This window comes from Geomonas diazotrophica (assembly GCF_019063885.1).
In the GTDB taxonomy this organism is placed as follows: domain Bacteria; phylum Desulfobacterota; class Desulfuromonadia; order Geobacterales; family Geobacteraceae; genus Geomonas; species Geomonas diazotrophica.
Genome location: NZ_CP077684.1, coordinates 3,763,854 through 3,785,304, shown reverse-complemented (window position 1 = coordinate 3,785,304; position 21,451 = coordinate 3,763,854). Strand labels below are relative to the sequence as shown.

At 59.8% G+C, this 21,451-nt stretch carries 23 protein-coding genes and 1 tRNA gene; 19 read left to right on the top strand and 5 right to left on the bottom strand.

Translation table 11 applies throughout. The annotated features are described in order from the left end of the window. The first annotated feature begins 9 nt into the window (after window positions 1-9). From KP003_RS16605 to KP003_RS16550, 13 genes are all read left to right on the top strand, one after another. The gene (locus tag KP003_RS16605) at window positions 10-1,920 is read left to right on the top strand and encodes a right-handed parallel beta-helix repeat-containing protein (protein WP_217299936.1); all 1,911 of its coding nucleotides are present in this window, start codon (window positions 10-12) and stop codon (window positions 1,918-1,920) included. 107 nt (window positions 1,921-2,027) lie between these two features. After that, the gene (locus tag KP003_RS16600; RefSeq protein ID WP_217299935.1) at window positions 2,028-2,690 is read left to right on the top strand and encodes a hypothetical protein; all 663 of its coding nucleotides are present in this window, start codon (window positions 2,028-2,030) and stop codon (window positions 2,688-2,690) included. Window positions 2,691-2,724: 34 nt separating this feature from the next. After that, on the top strand, window positions 2,725-2,943 hold the full coding sequence (locus KP003_RS16595) for a hypothetical protein (RefSeq protein ID WP_217299934.1): 219 nt from the start codon (window positions 2,725-2,727) through the stop codon (window positions 2,941-2,943). Window positions 2,944-3,015: 72 nt separating this feature from the next. Further along, entirely contained in the window at window positions 3,016-4,704 is a 1,689-nt protein-coding gene (locus KP003_RS16590; protein WP_217299933.1) for a hypothetical protein, read from the top strand. Continuing rightward, the gene (locus KP003_RS16585) at window positions 4,704-6,041 is read left to right on the top strand and encodes a chitobiase/beta-hexosaminidase C-terminal domain-containing protein (protein WP_217299932.1); all 1,338 of its coding nucleotides are present in this window, start codon (window positions 4,704-4,706) and stop codon (window positions 6,039-6,041) included. The genes KP003_RS16590 and KP003_RS16585 overlap by 1 nt, the downstream gene beginning before the upstream one ends. Next, the gene (locus KP003_RS16580) at window positions 6,038-7,126 is read left to right on the top strand and encodes a LamG-like jellyroll fold domain-containing protein (RefSeq protein WP_217299931.1); all 1,089 of its coding nucleotides are present in this window, start codon (window positions 6,038-6,040) and stop codon (window positions 7,124-7,126) included. Before KP003_RS16585 ends, KP003_RS16580 begins: the two co-directional genes overlap by 4 nt. After that, window positions 7,099-8,187, top strand: a complete 1,089-nt coding sequence (locus KP003_RS16575; RefSeq protein WP_217299930.1) for a hypothetical protein — start codon at window positions 7,099-7,101, stop codon at window positions 8,185-8,187. The genes KP003_RS16580 and KP003_RS16575 overlap by 28 nt, the downstream gene beginning before the upstream one ends. Continuing rightward, complete coding sequence (locus KP003_RS16570) at window positions 8,184-9,212, top strand: hypothetical protein (protein ID WP_217299929.1); 1,029 nt, start codon at window positions 8,184-8,186, stop codon at window positions 9,210-9,212. Before KP003_RS16575 ends, KP003_RS16570 begins: the two co-directional genes overlap by 4 nt. Next, entirely contained in the window at window positions 9,209-9,517 is a 309-nt protein-coding gene (locus KP003_RS16565; protein ID WP_217299928.1) for a phage fiber-tail adaptor protein, read from the top strand. Before KP003_RS16570 ends, KP003_RS16565 begins: the two co-directional genes overlap by 4 nt. Next, window positions 9,517-9,651: a hypothetical protein gene (locus KP003_RS21525; protein ID WP_275423210.1), complete on the top strand. Its 135-nt coding sequence runs from the start codon at window positions 9,517-9,519 to the stop codon at window positions 9,649-9,651. The genes KP003_RS16565 and KP003_RS21525 overlap by 1 nt, the downstream gene beginning before the upstream one ends. Further along, complete coding sequence (locus tag KP003_RS16560; RefSeq protein ID WP_217299927.1) at window positions 9,648-10,367, top strand: glycosyl hydrolase 108 family protein; 720 nt, start codon at window positions 9,648-9,650, stop codon at window positions 10,365-10,367. The genes KP003_RS21525 and KP003_RS16560 overlap by 4 nt, the downstream gene beginning before the upstream one ends. 305 nt (window positions 10,368-10,672) lie before the next feature. Then, entirely contained in the window at window positions 10,673-11,074 is a 402-nt protein-coding gene (locus tag KP003_RS16555; RefSeq protein ID WP_217299926.1) for a hypothetical protein, read from the top strand. After that, entirely contained in the window at window positions 11,059-11,229 is a 171-nt protein-coding gene (locus tag KP003_RS16550) for a hypothetical protein (RefSeq protein ID WP_217299925.1), read from the top strand. The genes KP003_RS16555 and KP003_RS16550 overlap by 16 nt, the downstream gene beginning before the upstream one ends. Before the next feature lie 69 nt (window positions 11,230-11,298). Here KP003_RS16550 and KP003_RS16545 read toward each other — a convergent pair. Next, window positions 11,299-11,374: transfer RNA gene (locus KP003_RS16545), tRNA-Thr, on the bottom strand. A gap of 321 nt (window positions 11,375-11,695) precedes the next feature. Between KP003_RS16545 and KP003_RS16540 the strand changes: the two genes are divergently transcribed. Together KP003_RS16540 and KP003_RS16535 are read left to right on the top strand one after the other, a co-directional pair. Continuing rightward, window positions 11,696-12,373 carry a response regulator gene (locus KP003_RS16540; protein ID WP_217299924.1) on the top strand — a complete coding sequence of 226 codons (678 nt, stop codon included), beginning with the start codon at window positions 11,696-11,698 and terminating at the stop codon, window positions 12,371-12,373. 46 nt (window positions 12,374-12,419) lie between these two features. Next, window positions 12,420-13,820, top strand: coding sequence for a heavy metal sensor histidine kinase (locus KP003_RS16535; RefSeq protein ID WP_239027565.1), 1,401 nt, complete (start codon window positions 12,420-12,422; stop codon window positions 13,818-13,820). Window positions 13,821-14,013: 193 nt separating this feature from the next. On the opposite strand, the gene KP003_RS16530 is transcribed toward KP003_RS16535, so the two are convergent. After that, window positions 14,014-15,384, bottom strand: a complete 1,371-nt coding sequence (locus KP003_RS16530; RefSeq protein WP_217299922.1) for an ATP-binding protein — start codon at window positions 15,382-15,384, stop codon at window positions 14,014-14,016. Between the two features lie 102 nt (window positions 15,385-15,486). Then, complete coding sequence (locus tag KP003_RS16525) at window positions 15,487-16,200, bottom strand: response regulator (RefSeq protein ID WP_216497632.1); 714 nt, start codon at window positions 16,198-16,200, stop codon at window positions 15,487-15,489. 334 nt (window positions 16,201-16,534) lie between these two features. On the opposite strand from KP003_RS16525, the gene KP003_RS16520 reads away from it, so the two are divergent. The 4 genes from KP003_RS16520 (at window position 16,535) to KP003_RS16505 (ending at window position 18,355) form a co-directional block, all read left to right on the top strand. Continuing rightward, window positions 16,535-17,065, top strand: a complete 531-nt coding sequence (locus tag KP003_RS16520) for a Spy/CpxP family protein refolding chaperone (protein WP_216789241.1) — start codon at window positions 16,535-16,537, stop codon at window positions 17,063-17,065. Between the two features lie 5 nt (window positions 17,066-17,070). Continuing rightward, on the top strand, window positions 17,071-17,460 hold the full coding sequence (locus KP003_RS16515) for a PDZ domain-containing protein (RefSeq protein ID WP_216497634.1): 390 nt from the start codon (window positions 17,071-17,073) through the stop codon (window positions 17,458-17,460). Window positions 17,461-17,646: 186 nt separating this feature from the next. Continuing rightward, the gene (locus KP003_RS16510) at window positions 17,647-18,078 is read left to right on the top strand and encodes a response regulator (RefSeq protein WP_217299921.1); all 432 of its coding nucleotides are present in this window, start codon (window positions 17,647-17,649) and stop codon (window positions 18,076-18,078) included. Next, window positions 18,068-18,355, top strand: coding sequence for a hypothetical protein (locus tag KP003_RS16505; protein WP_217299920.1), 288 nt, complete (start codon window positions 18,068-18,070; stop codon window positions 18,353-18,355). Before KP003_RS16510 ends, KP003_RS16505 begins: the two co-directional genes overlap by 11 nt. A 30-nt stretch (window positions 18,356-18,385) precedes the next feature. On the opposite strand, the gene thiC is transcribed toward KP003_RS16505, so the two are convergent. Together thiC and thiD are read right to left on the bottom strand one after the other, a co-directional pair. Then, window positions 18,386-19,696 carry a phosphomethylpyrimidine synthase ThiC gene (gene thiC, locus KP003_RS16500; RefSeq protein ID WP_199390632.1) on the bottom strand — a complete coding sequence of 437 codons (1,311 nt, stop codon included), beginning with the start codon at window positions 19,694-19,696 and terminating at the stop codon, window positions 18,386-18,388. 135 nt (window positions 19,697-19,831) lie between these two features. Continuing rightward, window positions 19,832-21,286: a bifunctional hydroxymethylpyrimidine kinase/phosphomethylpyrimidine kinase gene (gene thiD / locus KP003_RS16495; RefSeq protein ID WP_216789237.1), complete on the bottom strand. Its 1,455-nt coding sequence runs from the start codon at window positions 21,284-21,286 to the stop codon at window positions 19,832-19,834. Between the last annotated feature and the right edge of the window lie 165 nt (window positions 21,287-21,451).

Below are 21,451 nucleotides of genomic sequence, written 5' to 3'. Positions count from 1 at the left end.
AACATAACCATGAGCTACAACACCGGCAACCCGATAGGCAGCACCGACGCCCGCGACCTCTCCGACAACGCGGAAAACCTTGACGTGGCCGTTAATGGTTCGGGCAACGTCTGGACTGATAGGCTAGGGAATGCAAGGCCGACGTGGAACTCCATAGCGTCATACGCTGGGCCGGCTTATGATGCATCAACATACGGTTCACTTGAGGCCGCGCTTACCGCTCTCGGAGCTGGTCCTGCGACCATCCAGTATACCACCAGCCAAACGTTCACATCCAACAAGACTATCCCCGCGGGGGTTGAGCTGATGCCACTGAATGGCGCAGTCATTAATCACGGCGCGTATACCATCAGCTACGCTGGCAGCACCAAGAGATGGCCGTCTGCCCAGGTATTCAACGGGACTGGAGATGTCACCGGTTTGGCCGAATCGATGCCCGATTGGTTTGCTGCCAACGCGGTGCCCGGGACTACCGATATGTGTTCGGCGATAATCAAGGCCATCAAAGCGGCCAAGAAAGTTTCTTTCAAACCCGGTGTGATTTATTTTCAGTCTTCGCAGATAGCGGCATCTGGCACAACCGGCAGGACGCTGATTGGCAACGGTGCTACCCTCAAAACTACCGCTGCTAGCGACTTCAGCCAAATATACCTCGATAGCACTAACTCCGGTTGGGACATTTCCGGCCTTAAGTTCGTGGGCGCGGCCAACACCGGCTCTTACACTGTGGGCGTCTATGGCGTGGACGGCTACCAGAGCAGCAATAACTACATCCACGACAACACCTTTGATGCACTTCACGTCGCCGTTTATCTCCGAGACGAGGTCGGAACCACCGGAAACGCCACGAACCCGACAAACAATCGGGTCGATAAAAACCGGATACTGACAATGGTTGAATGGCAAACTGGCAACGGCGGGTACGGCGTACTTTTGACCCACGCTAAAGAGACCCACGTCATAAACAACCAGATGATAGGCCCAATTGGGCGCCACGGCGTTTATGTTTCGGCGGGGACGCGCGGGTCGGTCATAACCGAAAACACCATCTATTCTGACCGCGCTCAAATCAGTATCTACATGAACTCGGCCGGGGATGACATAACCGGGAATATCATAAGCAACAACGCGCTTTATGGCCCTGGTACTTATAACGCCTACCACCACGGAATCTATTTGTCCGGCAATGTCTATAGAAATACGTTTGTTGGCAATAAGATATACGGTCCGGGAGACGGCGGTATTTACCTTGAAGTGGGAGGTACTTGGTATCCTTCTTATAATACCTTTATCGGGAATAACATAATTAATGCTGGAAGTTCCAGCATCCAGATAGTCGGTGGGTTTGGCAACCAGATCCTAGGCGGTACCGTTTCCGGTGGCAACGTGGGCAATGTAACCGTGAATGACATAGTCGTTGCCAGCAACGGGGCAATTATTGGACACGACAACGTGATATCTGGTTTGAATATTTTGGCGCCGACCAATCCGGTACGGTATAGCATCGCATTTGACACCAACACCTACGGCAACGTGGCGTCGAACAATAAAATAAACTCAGGCGCGACCTTCAATGACATCTATGACGGGGGCAGTAACACCGTAAACCCAGTCAACAGGAACACCCAAACACTGACCGACGCTGCGACTGTTGTCGTGGATCCTAGAATCGGGGAACTGGCAAGCATCACGTTAAGCCAAAATACAACCTTCAACGGGCCGGCCTATGTACAGAAAGGCGACAAGATCACTTTTTTAATCACCCAGGACGCAACGGGCGGTCGAACAGTCGCATGGGGTAGTGCCTTCAAGGTGAGTTGGAGCGATGCCGGCAATACGGCAAATAAGAAGTCATCCGTTTCCTTCATCTGTGACGGTACATACTACGTCCAGGTCGGTGCGCAGGTACCTTGGTATTAGTGCATCACTACCAACTCGGCATTCAACTGCTAACCCGCTCTTTGCCGGAGAACACCGGCCGGAGCACAACCCTACTTTGCGGGCGAACACCCGCCGGAGGAACTACCATGAAACATCTGTACTCGCTCGTCCTCATCATCATGCTGGCCTGTCTCACGGCTTGCACCACCACCAAGGAGACCGTCACCGCCGGCCTCGCCAACCCCGCAGCATTCGCCGCTGTGCACGACACGCTGCAGGCCAACAATACCCCGGTGAAACTCGCCGCCTTCGTGCAGGAACACGGCTACTTCGACCTCGTAGCGCATGACGCTTCCGGTGCCGTGAAGTGGGAAGAACACGACGTCCCCAACGCCCTCGCCAACGAAGGCGAGTACATGATCGAGGATGTCATCTTCCGTGGCAATGCCGCGCCGACCGGCTACTTCCTGCGTCTCTACAACACCACGCCGACCTTGACCAGCACGCTGTCCTCGCTTTCCGCGTCCGAGCCGTCTGCCACCAACGGGTACGCCCCGGCATCGCAGGGCATTACCAGGGACTCTACCGGCTGGCCCCTGGTGCCGCAGCTTGTCTCTAGCCACTACGAGATCACCAGCAAGACGGTTACCATCACCGCGACCGGCACTGTCGGCCCCGTGACCTACGCCGCCCTTGCAACCTCCAGCGACAATACCGGGAAGCTCGTTGCCTACGCCGCGCTCGCTGCCACCCGTACACTGGCCAGCGGCGATAGCCTTCAGATCACCTACAAGATCAGACTTCAATAAAAGGAGAAATACCATGCCGCTGATGAGAGCAAAAATGCAAGTTGCAGCAGTCACTGAAGCATACCAGGGTTCCGAGATCGTCAAGATGTACCCGGTCTGCGGCCAGTTCGGCAAAGACGGCGAGAGCGAGGACAACACCTACGCCCGGTGGAGCCCGAGCGGGAGCTTTGAGCTCCAGATCACCAACCCCGACCTGGTAGGTAAGATCAAGCCGGGGCAGAAGTTCTACATCGACTTCACCGAAGCTGAGTAGCGGTAGGACGTAAAGTAGTCGGGTCCAGGTTCGTCCTGGGCCCCTCTTCTGAACGCCTTATCGGGAGGATCTATGCCAGCACGTCACTACAACCTCGAATACAACGTCAACGGCGGCCCGTGGCTGTCCGGTCGACTGGACGAGACACCGGGAGCGGGCAAGCAGCTCACCATCGGCGGCCTGTCCGTCGGCACCTACGCCGTAAAGCTCCGCATGGTCCCACTGTCCGGAGACACCACACCGATTGTCAGCAACGAGCTGGTCATGCAGGTTGGCGTTCCTGGCATCTCCGAGCCGGTGGTGTCGATCAATGAATCCGTGGTGACAGTTGCCGACGTGATCCAGCGTCGCGATGCCCTTCTGGCCGCTGCGGGTGTGACCGTGAGTGCTGGCGACGTCCAGGTGATGAACGAGACGCTGCTTTCGACCGCGAGCGAGTCTGGCAGTGTCATCACCGGGGTTGCCGACACGATAACGGCCGCAGGTGAATCTGTTGCTACCGTTGCCACCGTGCAGACCATGCTGGAGCAGGTTTCGGCGGCGATCAGCGCGACGGCGACGGCGGCTGATACCTACACCCCTGCGGCTTCCATCCCTGCCGCCCCCACCATAACCAGCGTTACCCCCGGAAACACTCAGAACGTTATCGACCTCGGCACGTCCAGCGGTGCGACCAGCTACAACCTCTACTGGTCCACGACTGAGACGGTTGCGGCAAACATCGTTGCCAGCGGCACCAAAATCACCGGAGCCAGCGACCCGTACACCCACTCCGGCCTCACCAACGGCACCACCTACCAATATGTGCAGACGGCGGTCAACGCAGCGGGAGAATCAGGGCCGAGTGCGGTGGTGAGTGGGGTGCCTGGTGCTGCACTGACCGCAGTGGCAGTGACCTCCGGCAATAACAAAAACTACTATTCTTCCGACGTTGTAAGCTGGACAGTTAACGCCACATTGCTGGTTTCGCCCAGTTTTGCCACAAATAAAGCCATAGCTTATGGCAACGGCGTTTTTGTCATGCTGGCTAATGGTAATAGCGCTGGTGCGGTTGTTTACACGTCCACCGATGGAAGGGGATGGACTTACCACGCCACAATGCCGTCTTCCCAAAGGTGGCAGGCAATTGCTTGGAACGGGGCGGTTTTCTGCGCGGTTGCGTACAATACATCTAAGGGGAATGTCTGCGCTACGTCTCCAGACGGCGTTACTTGGACGCAGCAAACGATTGCGGGGGCAACAGATTACTGGTACAGCATAGCCTCTATTGGCTCCAGACTTGTCATGATTGCCACTTCTTCATCTTCCGTGGCGTATTCGGATGATAACGGTGTTACTTGGAGCAGGATTACCCCACTAAATGCTGGGGGCGCCTGGCGGGATATAACCAGTAACGGGTCTTTACTAGTGGTAGTAGGTTCAAACCAGGATCACGTATGGACGTCACCCGACGGTGCCAACTGGACATCAAGGGCACTAGGGGCAACCGCAACAATTAACAGCATGGCGTGGAATGGGTCGGTGTGGTGTGGATCAGCTTATAGTTCCTTGGTTTACTACTCATCTGACGGTACTACATGGTCGAGCACCGCTGCGCCAGTTGCCAACGCTGATTGGATAACAGCGATAGGGTCTACATTCGCCCTGTCTGTACCGTCAGCAACTTCTTCTTACTATACGTCCACGGACGCCATTAATTGGGCTACAAGAAGCACTCCAGGCAACATCAGTGCGGCTTGGCAATTCGGGGGTAGCCACTAATGATTAGTGTTGTTGGCCAATCTGAAGTCCTTACCCCCCTCGAACCAACCACAGGTGGGGTTGGCCCGCTCACGTTCCCGACTGGAGTTAAACCAAAGGACGTGCTTTTTGCCGCTGAGTTTCTTGGTGGCTATGCTGTCACTAGGGATGGGTGGAATCCATACGACACGGTGCCCGGCCCTGATCCTTGGCCCAACAACCCGGCAAATAATAAATGGACGTATCCACCTACGCCAACGCTAGATATGGCGAACGGCGTAAATCCTGCCGACTGGATGAACGGGTATGGGGCGTTTTGGCACCCCTTTAAAATTTACAGCGGTCTTGAAACCCCCTCGTCGCGTCCGTGTGAACGCAAAGAAATAAGGGGCTGGTATCCCCAGTACCCAAATAACACTTCAACTCCGTACTATGGCTACGCAGGTTTATGGGTTTGTGGAGCTTTACGGGGTGTCGACAACGTGCACCCTCTTGCTTGGGGCGCTCGTCTCAATAACTCTTATGGGGCGAAAACTACCCTGCCGAGCGGGTTGCAGTACTACCCCTGCACATTTCCCCTCGGGGTTACTGTCCCGGGAGCAGCAGGAAAGCGCGGCCTCTGGATTTTTGCATGTGAGTGGAACGGCGCGCAGGAAATTTTAAACAATCTTCGCCCCCTTACATGGGGCAACTTTGACGGGCAGGTGACCTACGAAACCCTATACTTTGGAACGTCTTGGCTAACCGATAATGCTAATTATCCATCGTTTCACCGCAGCGCAGAGGGGCGCGAATTTAGCCACGCAACAGGGGTGGCGATTCTTACCAGTCCGTTGCCGAGTGATGTAATACCGCCTTGCACGTGGGCGTTGCGCTGTGTTACCAGCGATGGAGTTGTTTCAACAACGGCAGGACCATTTGGCACTCTGATATTGTTGAACGACGCTCCACTCTCTGCAGCCTTAGACCAGACAGGGGCAATTAGCGGTAACATCGGCGCGGGGCAAAGCGTGTCTATTTCGGCAGATGGTAGTTTGGTCGACGGAGTTACTTACCCTGACGCATCAACCTTCCTGCTTCCCAGTTCGGCGGTACCTGCGGGAAGTACGGTAGTTATCACCTCGGACGCAGGTGAGACTGCCACTGTAGTGACACCTTTACCATCTGTCACCATCTCCCCCGCCGCAGGCATCTACACCTCGCCGCAGACGGTGACGATCGCGCCGGCTAATTTCAGCGGCGGCTTCATTCTCTATACCCTCGACGGTTCCGACCCGACCGAGCATCTGAGCACCGACAACGGCAGAGCGGTATTTGACAACGGGCAACTCGTGTTTGACGGAGGTACGGTGCAATGAGATATATCTGGCTGGTCATCATAGCGGCGGTTTTATCGCTCCCAGCGTTTGGGGCCGAGGAGTTCCGCGGCAGCTTAAAAAAGGGCTACCCCGCCAAGTTCAGCAGCATGTCCACCGCTACACTATCGGTCCAACAGATCACGTCCACCGCAGCCGATGGGTCGCACATGGCGGACATTGGCAACGGAGTAGCCTACACCGGGCCGCGGACTAAGGGTGTCATCTTCCATAACATCTCTACCATCAACTACTGTGAGACTGACAACAACTGCAAGCGGGTAGGAAGTCAAACGCCCAGCGCAGGAGGGATCACCGGGGCGGTAAGCTCCTCGGTGGACGGTAGCGGGGTGCTCACGATTGTCACCAGCGGAGGCACCGCTACCTATACCCCGGCGACATGGACCCCGGCTGGAGGTGGGGGCGGGTCTTACTCCGACATCCTATTTTGGTGGCGAGCTGAAAGCGCGACCCTGGCAACAGGCGATTACCCGGCAAGCGGCAGTTTAACTGCAAACAACGCCTCGGCTACCATCACATCCGGCGCGACCAACGTGGGGAGTTACGGCGTGTCATCGGTCGCGCCTTACGCCTACTACTACAAGGCTGTGACGGCGGGCGACCTGATAAACCCGACCGTAGGTAGGGTGGGGTTCTGGTTTAAGTACAACTCAACCTACCAGGCGAGAACGCTGTTCAGGTACTACGTGGACACCACTCACTATATGTACATCACGGGCGTTGCGGGTGGAGACATCGGGTTCACATACAAAGACAACACCACCACCAAGAGTGCGTCAAGCACCTTAGCGACTAAGTTGGTGGCCGACACCTGGTACTTTGCGGAAGCGTCGTGGGACGTGAACGGGAACGCTTTACACGTCTACATCAACGGGGCCCAGGTGGCGACTCAGGATTTGACCGGCATCACGACATTGGGCACCACAGGGCAGATACAGATTGGAGAGTCTGCGGGGTCTTCAGCGCCCAACGAGTTCGTCGATAACATCATGATTTCCAACAGCACGACCAGAGACTTCTACGGCGGGGGGGCCGGGCTATGCGCATCTGCATCTTCGCCGCGCTGATTTTCCTAGCGCCCAGCATAGCGTTTTCTGCTCCGGTTATCGACTCGGCCAGCGCCAACCCGACTTCCATAACCATCATCGGAAGTGGGTTTGGGGCCAACAGCGGAGCCTCTACCCCGATCTTTTGGGATAACTTCGAAGGTGGGGCTGACAACACCAACCTCGTCACCCAGCTAGCGGGCAGCGTCCCGTGGGCGCTTAACAATCTGCCCACGGCCAAGTACAGGACCAACCAGGCGCACAGCGGGACAAAATCAGCCTATGCCCTGCACTCCAACAACAACCACTGGAGCCACTTCACTGTAGGGTCTTACGCCACCCCGATACCGGATTCGCTGACCTACTACCATTCCTTTTGGTTTCGGTACAACACGCCGCAGCCGCTAGGAACTCACGGCGAAACCAAGTTAATACGGATGTTCGGGTCGCTTCCTACAAGTTCTCCTGACATGCCCTACGTCAAAACCGGCGACCTGGGTAACGATTGGTGGGCTACCCAGTACCGCAGTGACTCGGCAGACACGGTTCATTCGTCCAACTTCACCGGGGCGCTGCCGACTCAAAACGTTTGGCACAAAGTGGAGGGCATCTACAAGCAGTCTTCTACCGGTGGGGTGGCAGACGGCTCTATCAAAATCGTCATGGATGGGGTGACGCAGATCAACCTCACCAACATCGTGACCCGGGCCAGCAGCAGCGACCGCTGGATCGAAGCCGACTTCTTCGGTGGCATGACCAACTGGGATATGGGAGCAACCGGGCTTACGTGGGAAAAGTGGATAGACGATGCGTATCTCAGCAAGACCTGGCAGCGGGTAGAGATATGCAATATTGACCGAACCCATTGTGAACTCCAGCCTGTTACCTCCTGGACCGACACCTCGATCACGGCGACCGTCAACCAGGGGAGTTTTGCAGATGGCTCTGCCGCGTATCTATTCGCAGTTGATGCAAGCGGAGCCGTGAGCAGCGGTAAGTCATTCACCTTTGGCGCTACAGCCGTTTCCCCGCCGACCTCCACCACCGGCACGCGTGCAACCTTCAGGGCGGGTCTTAAATGACAACAACCTACATCTACACTGCGCCGTTTATCGTAGGGCAGTCGTCGACACTCCGTGCCGTTGCTATTGACTCTTCCGGCAACATCGGGGCTGTGCAGACGGTTGCGTACGTGATGACGCCATCGCTGTATTTTACCTCCCAGCCGTCACTGTCCGCACCAACGGATGATGGTGGAATCATCTCATATGGCACCGTAGACCCGCTGGCTGAAGATGCCGTGATAATCGCGGCAGGTTCAGCTACGGTCACCGACGTGGCAACACTGCGCGATGCTTCTGCTGCCCTCATCACCGCGGGCGTATCGGCTACGAACGTAAACCTCATGACTGAGGCGCTGACCGTAGCCGCTGAGTCCGCAGCCGTGATTACCGACACGCTGCAATCCGTTGAGGCCGCGCTTGCCGAGATCGATGCGTTCCCGACAGTCTCCGACCTGTTGACCTTAGCAAGCGGCATCACGGCACCCTTTGCATGGTCTGCGCAGCCGGCGCTTGTCTCCAGCACTGCTGATGGTGGGGTGATTGCCTACTCGACCTACGACACCGGCTTTGATGATGTGACGAGCACCGCCGATGTCTCTATCCAGGTGGCTGAACTGCTGGCCAAGGTGGACAACCTGCTCACCACCGTGGAGGCGGTCCCTTCCGTAGCGGATCTGCTGGCCCAGGTGGAGGCGATCACCAGCACGGCTCAGGCGGTCACGGAGGTCGCCGATGTAAAGCTCAGCGGGGTAGCTGACAGTCTGCTTTTCGCTGCCGACGCTATTGCTGAAGTGACCGACCTCCAGCTCCTGGTGGACAACGTGACCGTGATGGCGGTGAGCGGGGCGGGAACTGACGAGATAGCGGCATATGTCGACCAGGCTACCACGGCGGCGACGGTTGGAGCTTCGGTCACAGACACCCTTTTGGGGCTGTTTATCGGGCGGTATCTGTTCCTCAACACTTGCCCGCCGCGCAGCTTTAGCGACATGGCCCCGCCGCGTAATTATACCAACTACTGCAGCCCAAGGGGGATAGCGTGATAGAGCAGATTGAAAAGCCCGCTTTTAATAAAGAGTTCCGCGTCTACGAGTTCCGTCGGCCCGATGGGCGCGGGCAACTCAACGCGGACGAGACGATCACCGCCGCCACCGTCAAGACCTCAGACTACAAAACCGGCGAGGATGTGACCGAATCCATGATCAGCCAGACGGGCCCTTACGCGCAGACCAAGGTAAAGTACCGTCTTGCCGGCGGCGAGCGTGGTAAGACCTATCTACTTGAGATCCAGGCAACCACGAGTAACCAACAGGATCTGGCCGGATATCTGCTGGTCAAGGTGATGTGATGAGAACAGCCACCGTACTCGGAATCGTTATCTTGCAGCAAATCAACGTGCTGCTGGTTCGCGCCATGGGCAAGCTGCATACATGGAACACGCAGCTGGCCGAGGCAGGGCTGCGGCGATTGGAGGGGAAATGAAGAAAATTGCTGCAATTTGCTGCGTTATTCTGTTTTGCGCTGTTGCTGCCCGCGCCGCCGACATTCGCCCCGCGTTGCAGCATACCTTTGGCCATGAAGGCGGCTACCAGTGCAGCCGCGCCGACTCCGGCAACTGGACCGGCGGCAAGGTGGGCGCCGGTATCCTCAAAGGCACCAAGTACGGTATTGCCGCTGCATCCTACCCCCGCGAAGATATCCGCAACCTCACCCTTGACCGCGCCGGCTTCATCTACTCCCGGGACTTCTGGGGCGTCTCCCGCTGCAATGAGTGGAAGTCACAGATCATCGCCAACCTCTACTTTGATTTTGCTGTGAACATGGGGCAAGGGACCGCCGCGAGGATCATCCAGCGGGCCGCCAACTACGCCGGGTGGCCGCGTAAGCCGATTGCCGTGGACGGGGAGATTGGGCCGGGTACGGTACGCCGGCTCAACGATGTCGACCAAACCCTGCTCTTTGTGCACCTGGTCGGGCTGGGGCATAACCGATACGTGCAGATCGTCGACGCCAACCCCGGCAAGATGCAATTCCTCGACACCTGGGCGATCCGGATCAAGTCGAACGTGCAGCGCTCGGTGCATGAGTATGAGGTCAAGAAAGAACAGCGGACTATCAACTGGGAAGCACTGGAGCTAGATGCATCTGATGCCGTCAAAAGTGCGGCAGCAAAAGCAGATAAGAAACTTGGGCGATGATAAGGCTAGTCATATTCACGCTATTGTCTTTTCTCGTCGGCTGTACCAACCAACAGCTTTCTAGCACGACCTACCGCGGGCAGGTGGGGCGCTCGGTGTCCGACCTTTTTACCCAAGGCGTCACCACTTGGCAGGCTGGCGTAGAGTTCAAGTTTGATACTCGGAGGCCATAATGGAACCGACACATTGCAACTTCTGCGGCGGTAAGTGCGAGTTCAACAACACCAAGACATGCCCAACCAAACCCGTGTTGTCCTATTGTCATGCGCTGCGGGAGAAGTACCGCAAGGAGAAGGAGTTAGACAATGAAAGTCACAGCAGGTCTTGACGCGTCCCAGGCGTACCGCGATGCACTGCCTGAAGTGGTCGCGCAGGTAGTCAACGGCTGCGGCCCGGGCGGGTGGAAATTCGACATCATTCCGGATACGGTGCTCGGGCTCTCCATCAAGGAGGCCTGCAACATCCACGACTGGGACTACACCGTCGGGTTGACAGATGCCGATAAGCACGCCGCCGACCAGCGATTCAAGCGTAACTGCCTCGCGATGGTGAACAACGCGCGGGGATTTTGGGCGGTCGTGCTACGCTACCATCGCCGATTGCGCGTCGAAGAATACTACCAGGCGGTACGGCTCTTTGGTGATGATGCCTTCTGGGCCAACAAGAAGCCGCTCAAAATGGAGGCCGAGTTATGTACCGCGCCCTGATCCTGATTACACTGATCCTCTCCGGCTGCAACACCATTACTGTCAACCTGTACGGCGACAGCAACCGGCTCACCATTGAGCAGCCCAAGACTGTGGCGACCTCGCCAACGCTTTCGGCGGATGGCAACCAGGTGCCCCTGAGCGCGTTGCCGTAGCATGTGGACAACAGTGGACAACTCATAAAAATAGCGGTTGGGCTATATTGGCCTAACCGCTTGTTTTCATGGAGCCATCTATCGGAATCGAACCGACGACCTATTGATTACGAATCAATTGCTCTACCAACTGAGCTAAGATGGCCTGTTTAATGGTGTCTTCCGCCTTTTTGCACGGAGTATGAACTTTTACCGTAAATTCCTTCCCCAGTCAATCCCCTTCTGAACCGTCGCCAGCCCCGGTTGCTCCATCGAACCGGAAATGTTCGCCTATCTGCCAGGTCACGATTCGGTAACAGTTGCATTAAAAGTTGACATAATTGGTTTTTACGATTCAAATTTCTTTGTAGTTTTGTCATATTTTCATCAAGTGTGGAGTAGTGCCATGGACTTCAGGAGAAGAAGGTCCGTGTTCTTGGCAACAAAGAGAGTTGTGCTTAGGGCACAAGCGTAAAAGGGTCCTGTTATGAATTTCTTGATCGTAGAAGACTATGTGAAGACAGCGGAACAGCTGAAAAAAGGACTTGCCGAAGTCAGCATCAACGCCGACGTTGCCGCCGACGGGGTGAAGGGGCTCGCCATGGCGAAGGAGAAGGAGTACGAGTTGATCATCCTCGACCTCATGCTCCCCGGCATCGACGGTTTCGAGGTGGTGAAGCGGCTGCGCCAGGCGGGGAAGAGCACCCCGGTGATCATGCTGACCGCGCGCGACGAGGTGCACGACCGGATCTGCGGTTTGCAGGCCGGGGCGGACGACTACCTGGTCAAGCCGTTCTCCTTCGGCGAACTCTGCGCCCGGATCCAGGCGCTGTTGCGCCGCGGCCAGGTGCTGCAGCAGGACGAGGTGCAGGTGGCGGACCTCACTGTCAACTTCTTCGCGCGCAAGGCGACCCGCTCCGGGAAGCACCTGGAGCTGACCCCCAAGGAGTTCGCGCTCCTCTCCATGCTGATACGCCGGGCCGGCGAGGTGCAGTCGCGCCTGCGTATCGCCGAGGCGGTCTGGAACCTCGGCTTCGACGCCAACCTGAAGATCGTGGACGTGAAGCTGGCGGGGCTGCGGGCCAAGGTGGACGGCCCCTTCGACAAGAAGCTGATCCACACCGTGCGCGGGGTCGGTTACGTGCTCGAGGACCGCGATGTGTGATGCCCCCCCTTCCCAGGAAGGCAACGCCAGACGGCAGGTTCGGTCCATGGCGCACAACCTGGCCGTTTTGTACATCGTCTCCATCCTGGTAGGCTTCGCGTTGTGCGCCTCCCTCCTGTACTTGAAGCTGGTTCAGCACCTCAACGATTCCGCAACAGAACAACTGCAGACAGAGATCACCTCCGTGCGCGCTCTGGTCGGAACCCCCTCCGGCCTCAACGCCATCAAGCAGGTCATGCAGGCGGAAACGCGGGGGGAGGATGCCGCCAGCACCTGCATCCTGATGCGCATCGTGGACGGGGACGGGAGCGTTGTCGTGGACTGCCCCAACATGAGGGGAGTCATACCGGCCACCGCCTTCCCGCCGCCGGGAGACACCAGGTCGAAAAGATACAAGGCCGACGGCGGCAACTACCTGCTGAGGAGCGCGCGGCTCAGCGATCCCCTGTCCGAGGCCCAGGGATGGCGCCTGCAGATAGCGATGGATCTGACCGAGCATGATCACCTGGTCCGAACCTACCGGATCTACCTCGTTCTTTTCGGTTTCGGCGCGTTTCTCTTCGGTATCCCCAGTTCCTACATCGTGGTGAAACGCGGGCTGAGGCCTCTGAACGAACTCAGCAGCTCGATCAAGACCATAACCGGCAGCCGCCTCAATACCAGGCTCGAGGCGGCGCGCTTCCCGAGCGAGATGCATCCCGTGGTCGAGTCGGTAAACGCGATGATGGCCCGGCTGGAGAGCTCTTTCCAGAGGCTTTCGCACTATTCGGGGGACCTCGCCCACGAGCTGCGCACGCCGATCAACAACCTGATGCTGGAGGCGGAGATCGCCCTCTCTCAGGAGAGAAGCGCGCAGCTGTACCAGGAGATCATCTCCTCCAGCCTGACCGAATACGAGCGCCTGGCGGCGGTGATCGACAAGCTGCTCTTTCTGGCCCGCGCCGACAACGAGAAAAACGACCTGCTGTTCGAGAAACTGGATGCCGGGGCCGAGGTCGAGGAGGTGGTGGACTACTTCTCCGACGAGGCCAGCGCTGCCGGAGTTTCCCTGGAGTCCCGCGTCGACGCTTCCTTTTGGGGGGACCGGACCCTGTTCCGCCGGGCCCTCAGCAACCTTATCAGCAACGCCCTGGCCTACACGCCTGCCGGAGGGGAGGTGACCATTTCCTCGTCCAACGGGAGTAACGGAGGGGTCGAGATTAACGTGGCCGACACCGGCTGCGGCATCTACTCCGAGCACCTCCCTTTTCTTTTCGACCGGTTCTACCGGGTCAAGTCCGGTTCGCAGCACAGCGGCACCGGCCTCGGGCTCGCCATAGTCAAGGCGATCATGGAGATGCACAACGGCGACGTCTCCGCCTTGAGCCGCCCCGGGCACGGGACCACCGTAACTCTGCACTTTCCGCAACATCCATCTTTGAAGGTGACGGCCGAGGAGAGGGGCTGACCTACGGACTAATGCACCGGCAGCGGAGCGCCGCAGCCGGTCTTTTTTTGCCAAAAACGTGGGATGGCGGCAATATTCGGCCAAATACCATAAATATGGTAACGATGCAGTAACGATACGGTTTGTTTTTGTTAATTACTTGAAAGGCGCGACGCTCTGCGTCCACGGGCGCGGCAATGAAAGAGGCGCCCGACTAGAGCGGCAGGCGGATCTCCACCTCCAGCCCTCCCTCGGCAAGGTTGTGCGCGGCTATGGCGCCGCCATGCAGGGCAACGGTCTTCTCGGCGATGGCGAGCCCGATCCCGGTGCCGCCGCTTTTACGGTCGCGGGCCTCGGCAACCCGGTAGAAGGGGCGGAAGATGTCGCCGAGCTGACCTTCCGGAACCCCCGGGCCGCAATCCCGCACCATGATCAGCGCTTCCTCCCGCTCCCTCTCCAGCGTAATCTCGACCGCAGTTTCTTCCGCCGTGTACTTCACCGCGTTTCTCACCACGTTTTCGAGGGCGCGGCTTAAAAGTTCCCGGTTCGCCATCAGCGTCACCTGCACGGTGGAGGTGAAACGGACGTGGCGGTTCCCCGCGCAGGCCTCGAAGTCGGCGTCCCGCGCCACCTCCTCCACCAGCCGCACCAGGTCGAGCTCCCCTTTCTCGATTTCTCCCCCCTCCTCCAGCTTACTCAGGGTGAGCAGTTCGGTGATCAAAAGGTTCAGCCGGTCGCTCTCGTACTCGATCCGGTCCAGGGCGCCCGCGGCGGAATGGGGTGTCTCCTTCCGGGCGATCCCGAGCGCGACGTTCAGCCGCGCCAGCGGGGAGCGCAGCTCGTGCGAAGCGTCCCGCACCAGCTGCTTGTGGGCCAGCACCAGTTTCTCGATGCGCCCCGCCATCAGGTTGAAATCCCGCCCCAGGTCGTTCAACTCGTACCCCGTCTCCCTCGGACTCACCTGGACCCGGCTCCCAAGATCGCCGGCCGCAAGCCCCTGTGCCGCGGCACGCAGGCGGCGCACGGGGGCGGTGAGGCGCCAGGAAAGGCCGTAGCAGGCGGCAGCGCTGATCACCAGGGTGATCAACAACTGCAGCCAGAAATGCGGCGGGAGACGGAAGGGAGGGGCTCCCGGAAGGGGGGGGGCGTGGTGCGGTTCGGCTGCGGCGAGGTACTCCCTGCCGGACGGCCCCTGCACGCGGACCAGTACCGCGCGGAGCTCTCCGGGGGGCGTGCCGGCGCCGGCGAGCTGGCTGCGGACGGCGGCGACAAGCAGGGGAGGGACGCCTGGAGAGATGGGCGTGCCGTCGGCGGCAAACAGGTAAGGTCGCGCCCCCCGCTCGCTTTGCTGGCGGGCATCGACGGCGGCCGTGCTCCCTTGCTTTTCGCTGAGGGCGGCAGCGGTGCTCCCGTAGATTGCGAGCGCCTGCCCCAGGACCTCCTGCTGCTGCAGCTCCATGTGCCGCCGGTGCTCGTCGCGCAGGGGGGAGAGCCGCAGGTTGAAGGCGATCAGGAAGAACACCGCACCGGAGAGTATGGTGGAGAGCCAGAACCACATGAAAAGCTTGATGAAGATGGTGCGCATGGAAACCTTGAGGCAATTGACAATGCTTGAATTGACAATTGGCGGTGAAAGGCCGCCCGGTTCCGGGAGGCCGGTGACGACGGGATCCGTCCTGTTAATGGGTCAGCGGGCGCGGTTGGCGGAGGAGAAGGCGTAGATGTAGCCCACGCCGCGCACGGACTTGATGCGCTCTTCGCCCCCTGCCGCGGGTCCGAGTTTCTTCCTGAGGCTGCTGACATGGACATCGATGCTCCGGTCGAAGCTGCTGAATTCCCGACCAAGGGCCTGCCTGGTCAGCTCGTCCCGGCTCATCACGTTGCCTGCCTGGCGCACCAGCGCCTCCAGCACCGAGAACTCCAGGGAGGTGAGCTCCACGGGGGACCCGGCGCAACTCACGGTTCTCGCGCCGAGGTCGAGGCTCACGTCGCCCACCTGTAAAAGGTCGGGCCTCGGTTCGGTTCCGGCGGGGAAGGTGTCGTTGCGACGCTGGATGGCACGCAGCCGCGCCACCAACTCCCGAGGGTTGAAGGGCTTGGGGAGGTAGTCGTCCGCTCCCATCTCCAGCCCCACGATGCGGTCGATCTCGTCGCCGCGCGCGGTCAGCATCAGCACCGGGACCTGCGAACTCTGCCGGATACGGCGCAGCACGTCGAATCCGTTCAAGGTCGGCAGCATCACGTCCAACACCACGAAGGCGTACTCCCGGCAGAGCGCCTTGTCCGCACCCTCGGCACCGTCATGGACCGCATCGACCGAGTAACCCTCGCTGGCCAGATAGCTTGCCAGGAGTTCGCACAGCCCCGTGTCATCATCTATGATAAGTATTCTCTTAGTCATCTTCTCGATCTGCGCTCCAGTTTTGAGCGCAAGTATAACGGAAAACGCCGCGCGTATGCTGTTAAGAAATGTAAAGATCCGCCTCCTTTCGAAAAACCTCTTCTGACAAATCCGCACATCTCTTGACCCAACTTAACGCCGAGCTGGCGTAGCATTCAGAGGCAATGGACGATCAACGGTTCCTGTTTGCCGGGGCTCCCCTCTCCCGGTGGGCGAGGGGAGGATTGCCTCTCCGCGACGTTCCGTCAGAGGGGCAGGGGCGAGGTGCTATGTGCGGCGGGCGACGGGGCGCTGCCACTGGCGGTCCGTCATTCAATCAGAAAGGAGAAAGGTGATGAGAAAAAACATGATTGGCCTCGCGGCTGCGGCCACGCTCTTCGGTGCGGCTTTCGCCTGCCAGGCGATGCCGTACGGAACGGACGCGCCGCTACCGCCGGAGCGAGGGGCTTCCGACCGTCACGATCTGTTGCCGTTGCCGGAGCACCTGGCTCGGACGCTGGATTTGAGCGACGTCCAGCAGAAGCGGATCCGCTCCATCCTGGACGAGCAGCGGGGTAAGGGGTGGGCGCAGATGGACAAGGAGTTTCAGCTGCGCGAGCAGTTGCACAGTTTGGAGGTCGATGCGGAGTTCAACGAACAGGCTGTGCGGGGAGTCGCCACAGCCCTGGGCACCCTGGAGGCGGAACGTCTGGTGGCGCGTGCGAAAACCCAGGCCCGGATCAACGCGGTGCTGACGCCGCAACAGCGCGCCCTGGCCGAGAAGCTGCACCCAAGAAAGGGAGAGCTTCCCCCGCCTCCTCCTTGCGGCTGCGGGCCGGAACAAAGGGGCGATCACGGCCCCGCAACCTTCCAGGACGGGAGGTGACCGGCATGAAGCTCTCAGTGGGGATTCAGCAAGACGGGCGCGGTGACGGGCAGGGACGGCTGGATGGCAGGGTCCACTACGACGCCCACAAGACGACGCTGAACCTCTTGGGTATGACCCTCACCGAGGTGACGCTGGACGAGGAGCGGAGCAAAAAGCTGGGCTCTAAGCAGGGGGTGGTAGTGCTGCTGGCCGACCGCGATCGTGATGCCTATCTGGCAGGCGTGAGGAACGGGGACCTTGTCGCCGAAGTCAACAGCACCAGGATCACCAGGTTGCAGGACGTCAGAAGGGTGCTGAGCGAGCAAGACCCGCACGAGCCTATCTTCATGTTCCTGTGGGACGGCACGGGGTGGCGCTTCGTCAACCTCTCTTTCATCACTTCGCTGCCGTAGGGGGATGCGCACTTCCACATTTGTTCCTCATTCTGGCAGTACCATCGGCGCGCTTTCTCCACCCGCACCGACACCAGCGGGCAACTAGTTGCAGGGACGTCTCTTACCTCCTCTTCGGGGCGTCCCTTTCGGCGGGCGGCAGGTCCGGTAACCTGCCGCCCTCCACTTTTGAACAAAGGGGAAACCATGGAAACTGGAACGCGATCGATCCTTTTTGTCGACGACGATCAGAAGTATCGCCGGTTGCTGACCAGCATCGTGGCCGATTCGGGCTTCGAGATCTGCCAGGCCGGCAGCGCCGAGGAGGCACTGGTCATTCTGAGGGGCAAGCGTTTCAGCCTGATGGTGACCGACCTGCAGATGCCGGGGCTGGACGGCCTGGAACTCGCCGCCTTGGCGAAGCGGTTGGACCCGGGGATGGAAATAGTCCTCGCCACCGGCGCGGTTTCGCCGGAGGTGCTGGGGGAGGCATCCAGCATCGGGATTAGGACGGTACTGGCCAAGCCGTGTCGGATCGAGGACATCCTGGCGGTGGTGCGGGGGGAGATTCTGCCTCCCTCGACGGCGGCAGGGGGGAGTGAGTCCCGGGTGACCACGCGGATGGCGCTTGGGCGTTGACCGCCGGTTAAATCATTTGCGCATGGCTGCCGGCCGTTGTGGTAAAGAAGCGGAGCCGCAAAGGCTCAAAGAGAAAGCAGGAACGTTTTTACACCGTAATGCTTTTGCAGTTCCCGTTATTGATCTTTACCTCTGCGCCTTTGCGTCTTTGCGCCTTTGCGCCTTTGCGTTAAAAAATTGGTCTCGATGTTTTTGCCGTACTGTTTTTCAAAAAGAAAAGCCGCTGTCCCTTCGAGGGGGCAGCGGCTTTTTTAGTGGAGCAAAGGGGGGCGAATGATTATTCGCCCCTACAGGTTTTGCGGGACGGCTAGGCGCAAGCGGCGTTGGCGCGCTCGCGCTCGGTGGCGTCGTCCATCACCTTGTAGGCGCAGAACTCGCCGCACATGGTGCAGGCGCCGTGGTCCGCAACGCCGGACTCCTCGCGCAGGCGACGCGCCTTCACCGGGTCGATGGCCAGCGCAAACTGCCCTTCCCAGTCGAGCTTCTTCCTGCAGCGCGCCATCTGGTTGTCCTTCTCGATGGCGCCCTTCACGCCCTTGACGATGTCGGCGGCGTGGGCGGCGATGCGGGACGCCATCACCCCTTCACGCACGTCCTCGACGCTGGGAAGCTTCAGGTGCTCGGACGGGGTCACGTAGCAGAGGAAGTCGGCGCCGGCCGCGGCGGCGATGGTCCCGCCGATGGCGGAGGTGATGTGGTCGTAGCCAGGGGCGATGTCGGTGACCAGCGGACCCAGCACATAGAAGGGGGCGCCGTGGCACAGCCTTTTCTGCAAGAGGATATTGGCCTCGATCTGGTTCAGCGGCATGTGTCCGGGGCCTTCGATCATCACCTGCACGCCGTATTCCTGGGCGCGCTGGGTGAGCTCGCCCAGGATGATCAGCTCGTGGATCTGGGCGCGGTCGGTGGCGTCGGCAAGGCAGCCCGGGCGGAAGCCGTCTCCCAGCGACAGGGTCATGTCGTAGGCCTTGGTGATCTCGAGCAAGCGGTCGAAGTGCTCGTAGAGCGGGTTCTCCGCGTTGTTGTGCGCCATCCACTCGATGGTGAAGGCGCCGCCGCGGGAAACGACGTCCATGATGCGCCCTTCCTTGCGCATGCGCTCGACGGTGGAGCGGGTCACGCCGCAGTGCACCGTGATGAAGTCGACGCCGTCCTCGGCGTGCTTGATGACACCCTGGAAGATGTCCTCCACGGTCATCTCGACGATCGCCTTCTTGTGCTTTCTCACCGCGTCGAGCGCGGCCTGGTACAGCGGCACGGTGCCGATGCAGGCGGAAGTCTCGGCGATGACGGCGCGGCGAATCTCGTCAACCGGGCCGCCGGTGGAGAGGTCCATGATGGCGTCGGCGCCGCTGGCTACCGCCACGCGTACCTTCTCCAGCTCCTTCTCGAAATTGAGATCGTCCGCCGAACTGCCGATGTTGGCGTTGACCTTGGTCCTCAACCCCTTGCCCACCGCGAGCGGTGTGCCGTTTACGTGCTTGTTGTTATGGCAGATGATGATGTTCCCGGCGGCGATCCCGGCGCGGATGAACTCGGCGTCGACCCCCTCGGCGAGGGCTGCCGTCTTCATCTTGTCGGTGATGATCCCCTTGCGGGCGTACTCCAGCTGGGTCATGGCTACTCCTTTTATGGCTGGTTCCTGCGCGATGAAATATTTGAATCGAGGGCAAATAATTATTTGCCCCTACAAACGAACCGGCGAAAAATCATTCGCCCGCCTTCCTGACAATGGCACCCAAAGGCGCCTATCCTACTCCCCCTGGTCTCGTGCCGCCAGGAAATGGTTCACAGGGCCGTGCCCCTTCCCAAGCGGTTGGGAATACTTGATGGCGCGAGTGACGAACAGCTTCGCCCTCAATATGGCGCTCGGAAGCGGTTCCCCCTGTGCCAGGTAGCTCGCGATGGCGGAGGCCAGGGTGCAGCCGGTGCCGTGGGTGTTGCGGGTGAGCACGCGGGGCGCGCTGAAGCGGGTGAAGCCGCTGCCGTCGAAGAGGATGTCGGTCACCACCCCTTCGGTCAGGTGTCCCCCCTTGACCAGCACGTGCCTGGCCCCCATGAGGTGCAGCGCGCGGGCGGCCAGTTCCATCCCGGCGCTGTCGGTGATGGTGAGGCCGGTGAGGGCCTCCGCCTCCGGGATGTTGGGGGTGACCAGGTAGCTGGCCGGCACGAGCCTTTTCTTCAGCACCGAGAGCGCCTCGTCCTCGAGGAGTGCCACCCCCCCCTTGGCGCTCATCACCGGGTCGAGCACCACAATTCTCATCTCGTAGGCCGTCAGCTTGTCGGCGACGATCTCGGCGTTCTCCGGCGAGCAGAGCATGCCGATCTTCACCACGTCGATGGGGATGTCCGACAGCACCGCGTCGATCTGTTCCGCCAGGAAGGCCGGGGGGGAGGGATGGATGCCGGTGACGCCACGGGTGTTCTGGGCGGTGAGGGCCGTGATGGCCGAGGCGCCGTAGCTCCCGAGGAGGGTGATGGTCTTCAGGTCCGCCTGGATGCCGGCACCGCCGCCGGAATCGCTGCCGGCGATGGTGAGCACCCCGCCGCGCGGTTGCGGTTGGGTACGGTTGAACAAAAGCGACAGCTCTGTCGCGGCCAGGCCGGGAGAGCGGGAGGAAAGTACGGCGGAAATGACCGCTATGGCGTCCGCGCCGGCATCGATCACCGGGCAGGCGTTGTCCCTGGAGATGCCGCCGATGGCGACGATGGGGATCTGCACCTGTTGCCTCAGGTGGGCCAGCGCTTCCGGGCTTTGGAGATGCTCGACATCCTTGGTCTCGGTGGGGTAGAGGGAGCCGAAGCCGATGTAGTCGGCACCCGCCTCCTGGGCGGCCAGCGCCTCTTCGACCGAGTGGGTGGAGATGCCGATCAGCTTCTTCGGTCCCAGGGCGGCGCGGGCCGCGGCCGGGTCTCCGTCCTCCTGGCCCAGGTGCAGTCCGTCGGCGTCGAGAGCCAGGGCAAGCTCAAGGTCGTCGTTCACGATGAACTGCGCCTGGAACTCGGCGCACAGGTGTTTCAGGTCGCTTCCCAAAGCGAGGCGCTCCTCGTAGCTGCGCACCTTGTCGCGGTACTGCAGCAGGGCGACCCCGCCACTTCCGAGCGCCTCCCGTACCCGCGGCACCAGGCGTTCACCCTGGTCCGTGATGAGGTACAGTCCCGCCACACGCCGCTCCTTCCCGCTATGGTCAACCACGAGTCTTAACAAGGGACACCTCTAAAAGATTTAACGCAAAGACGCAGAGCCGCGAAGACGCAGAGGCAAAGCGGGAGAACCGGGTCGTTCCCCTGGTAAGCCTTTCTTGGCGTCTCTGCGCCTTCGCGTCTTCGCGTTGAGGCTTTTTGGATACGAAAACAAAAAAGCCGCGACGGG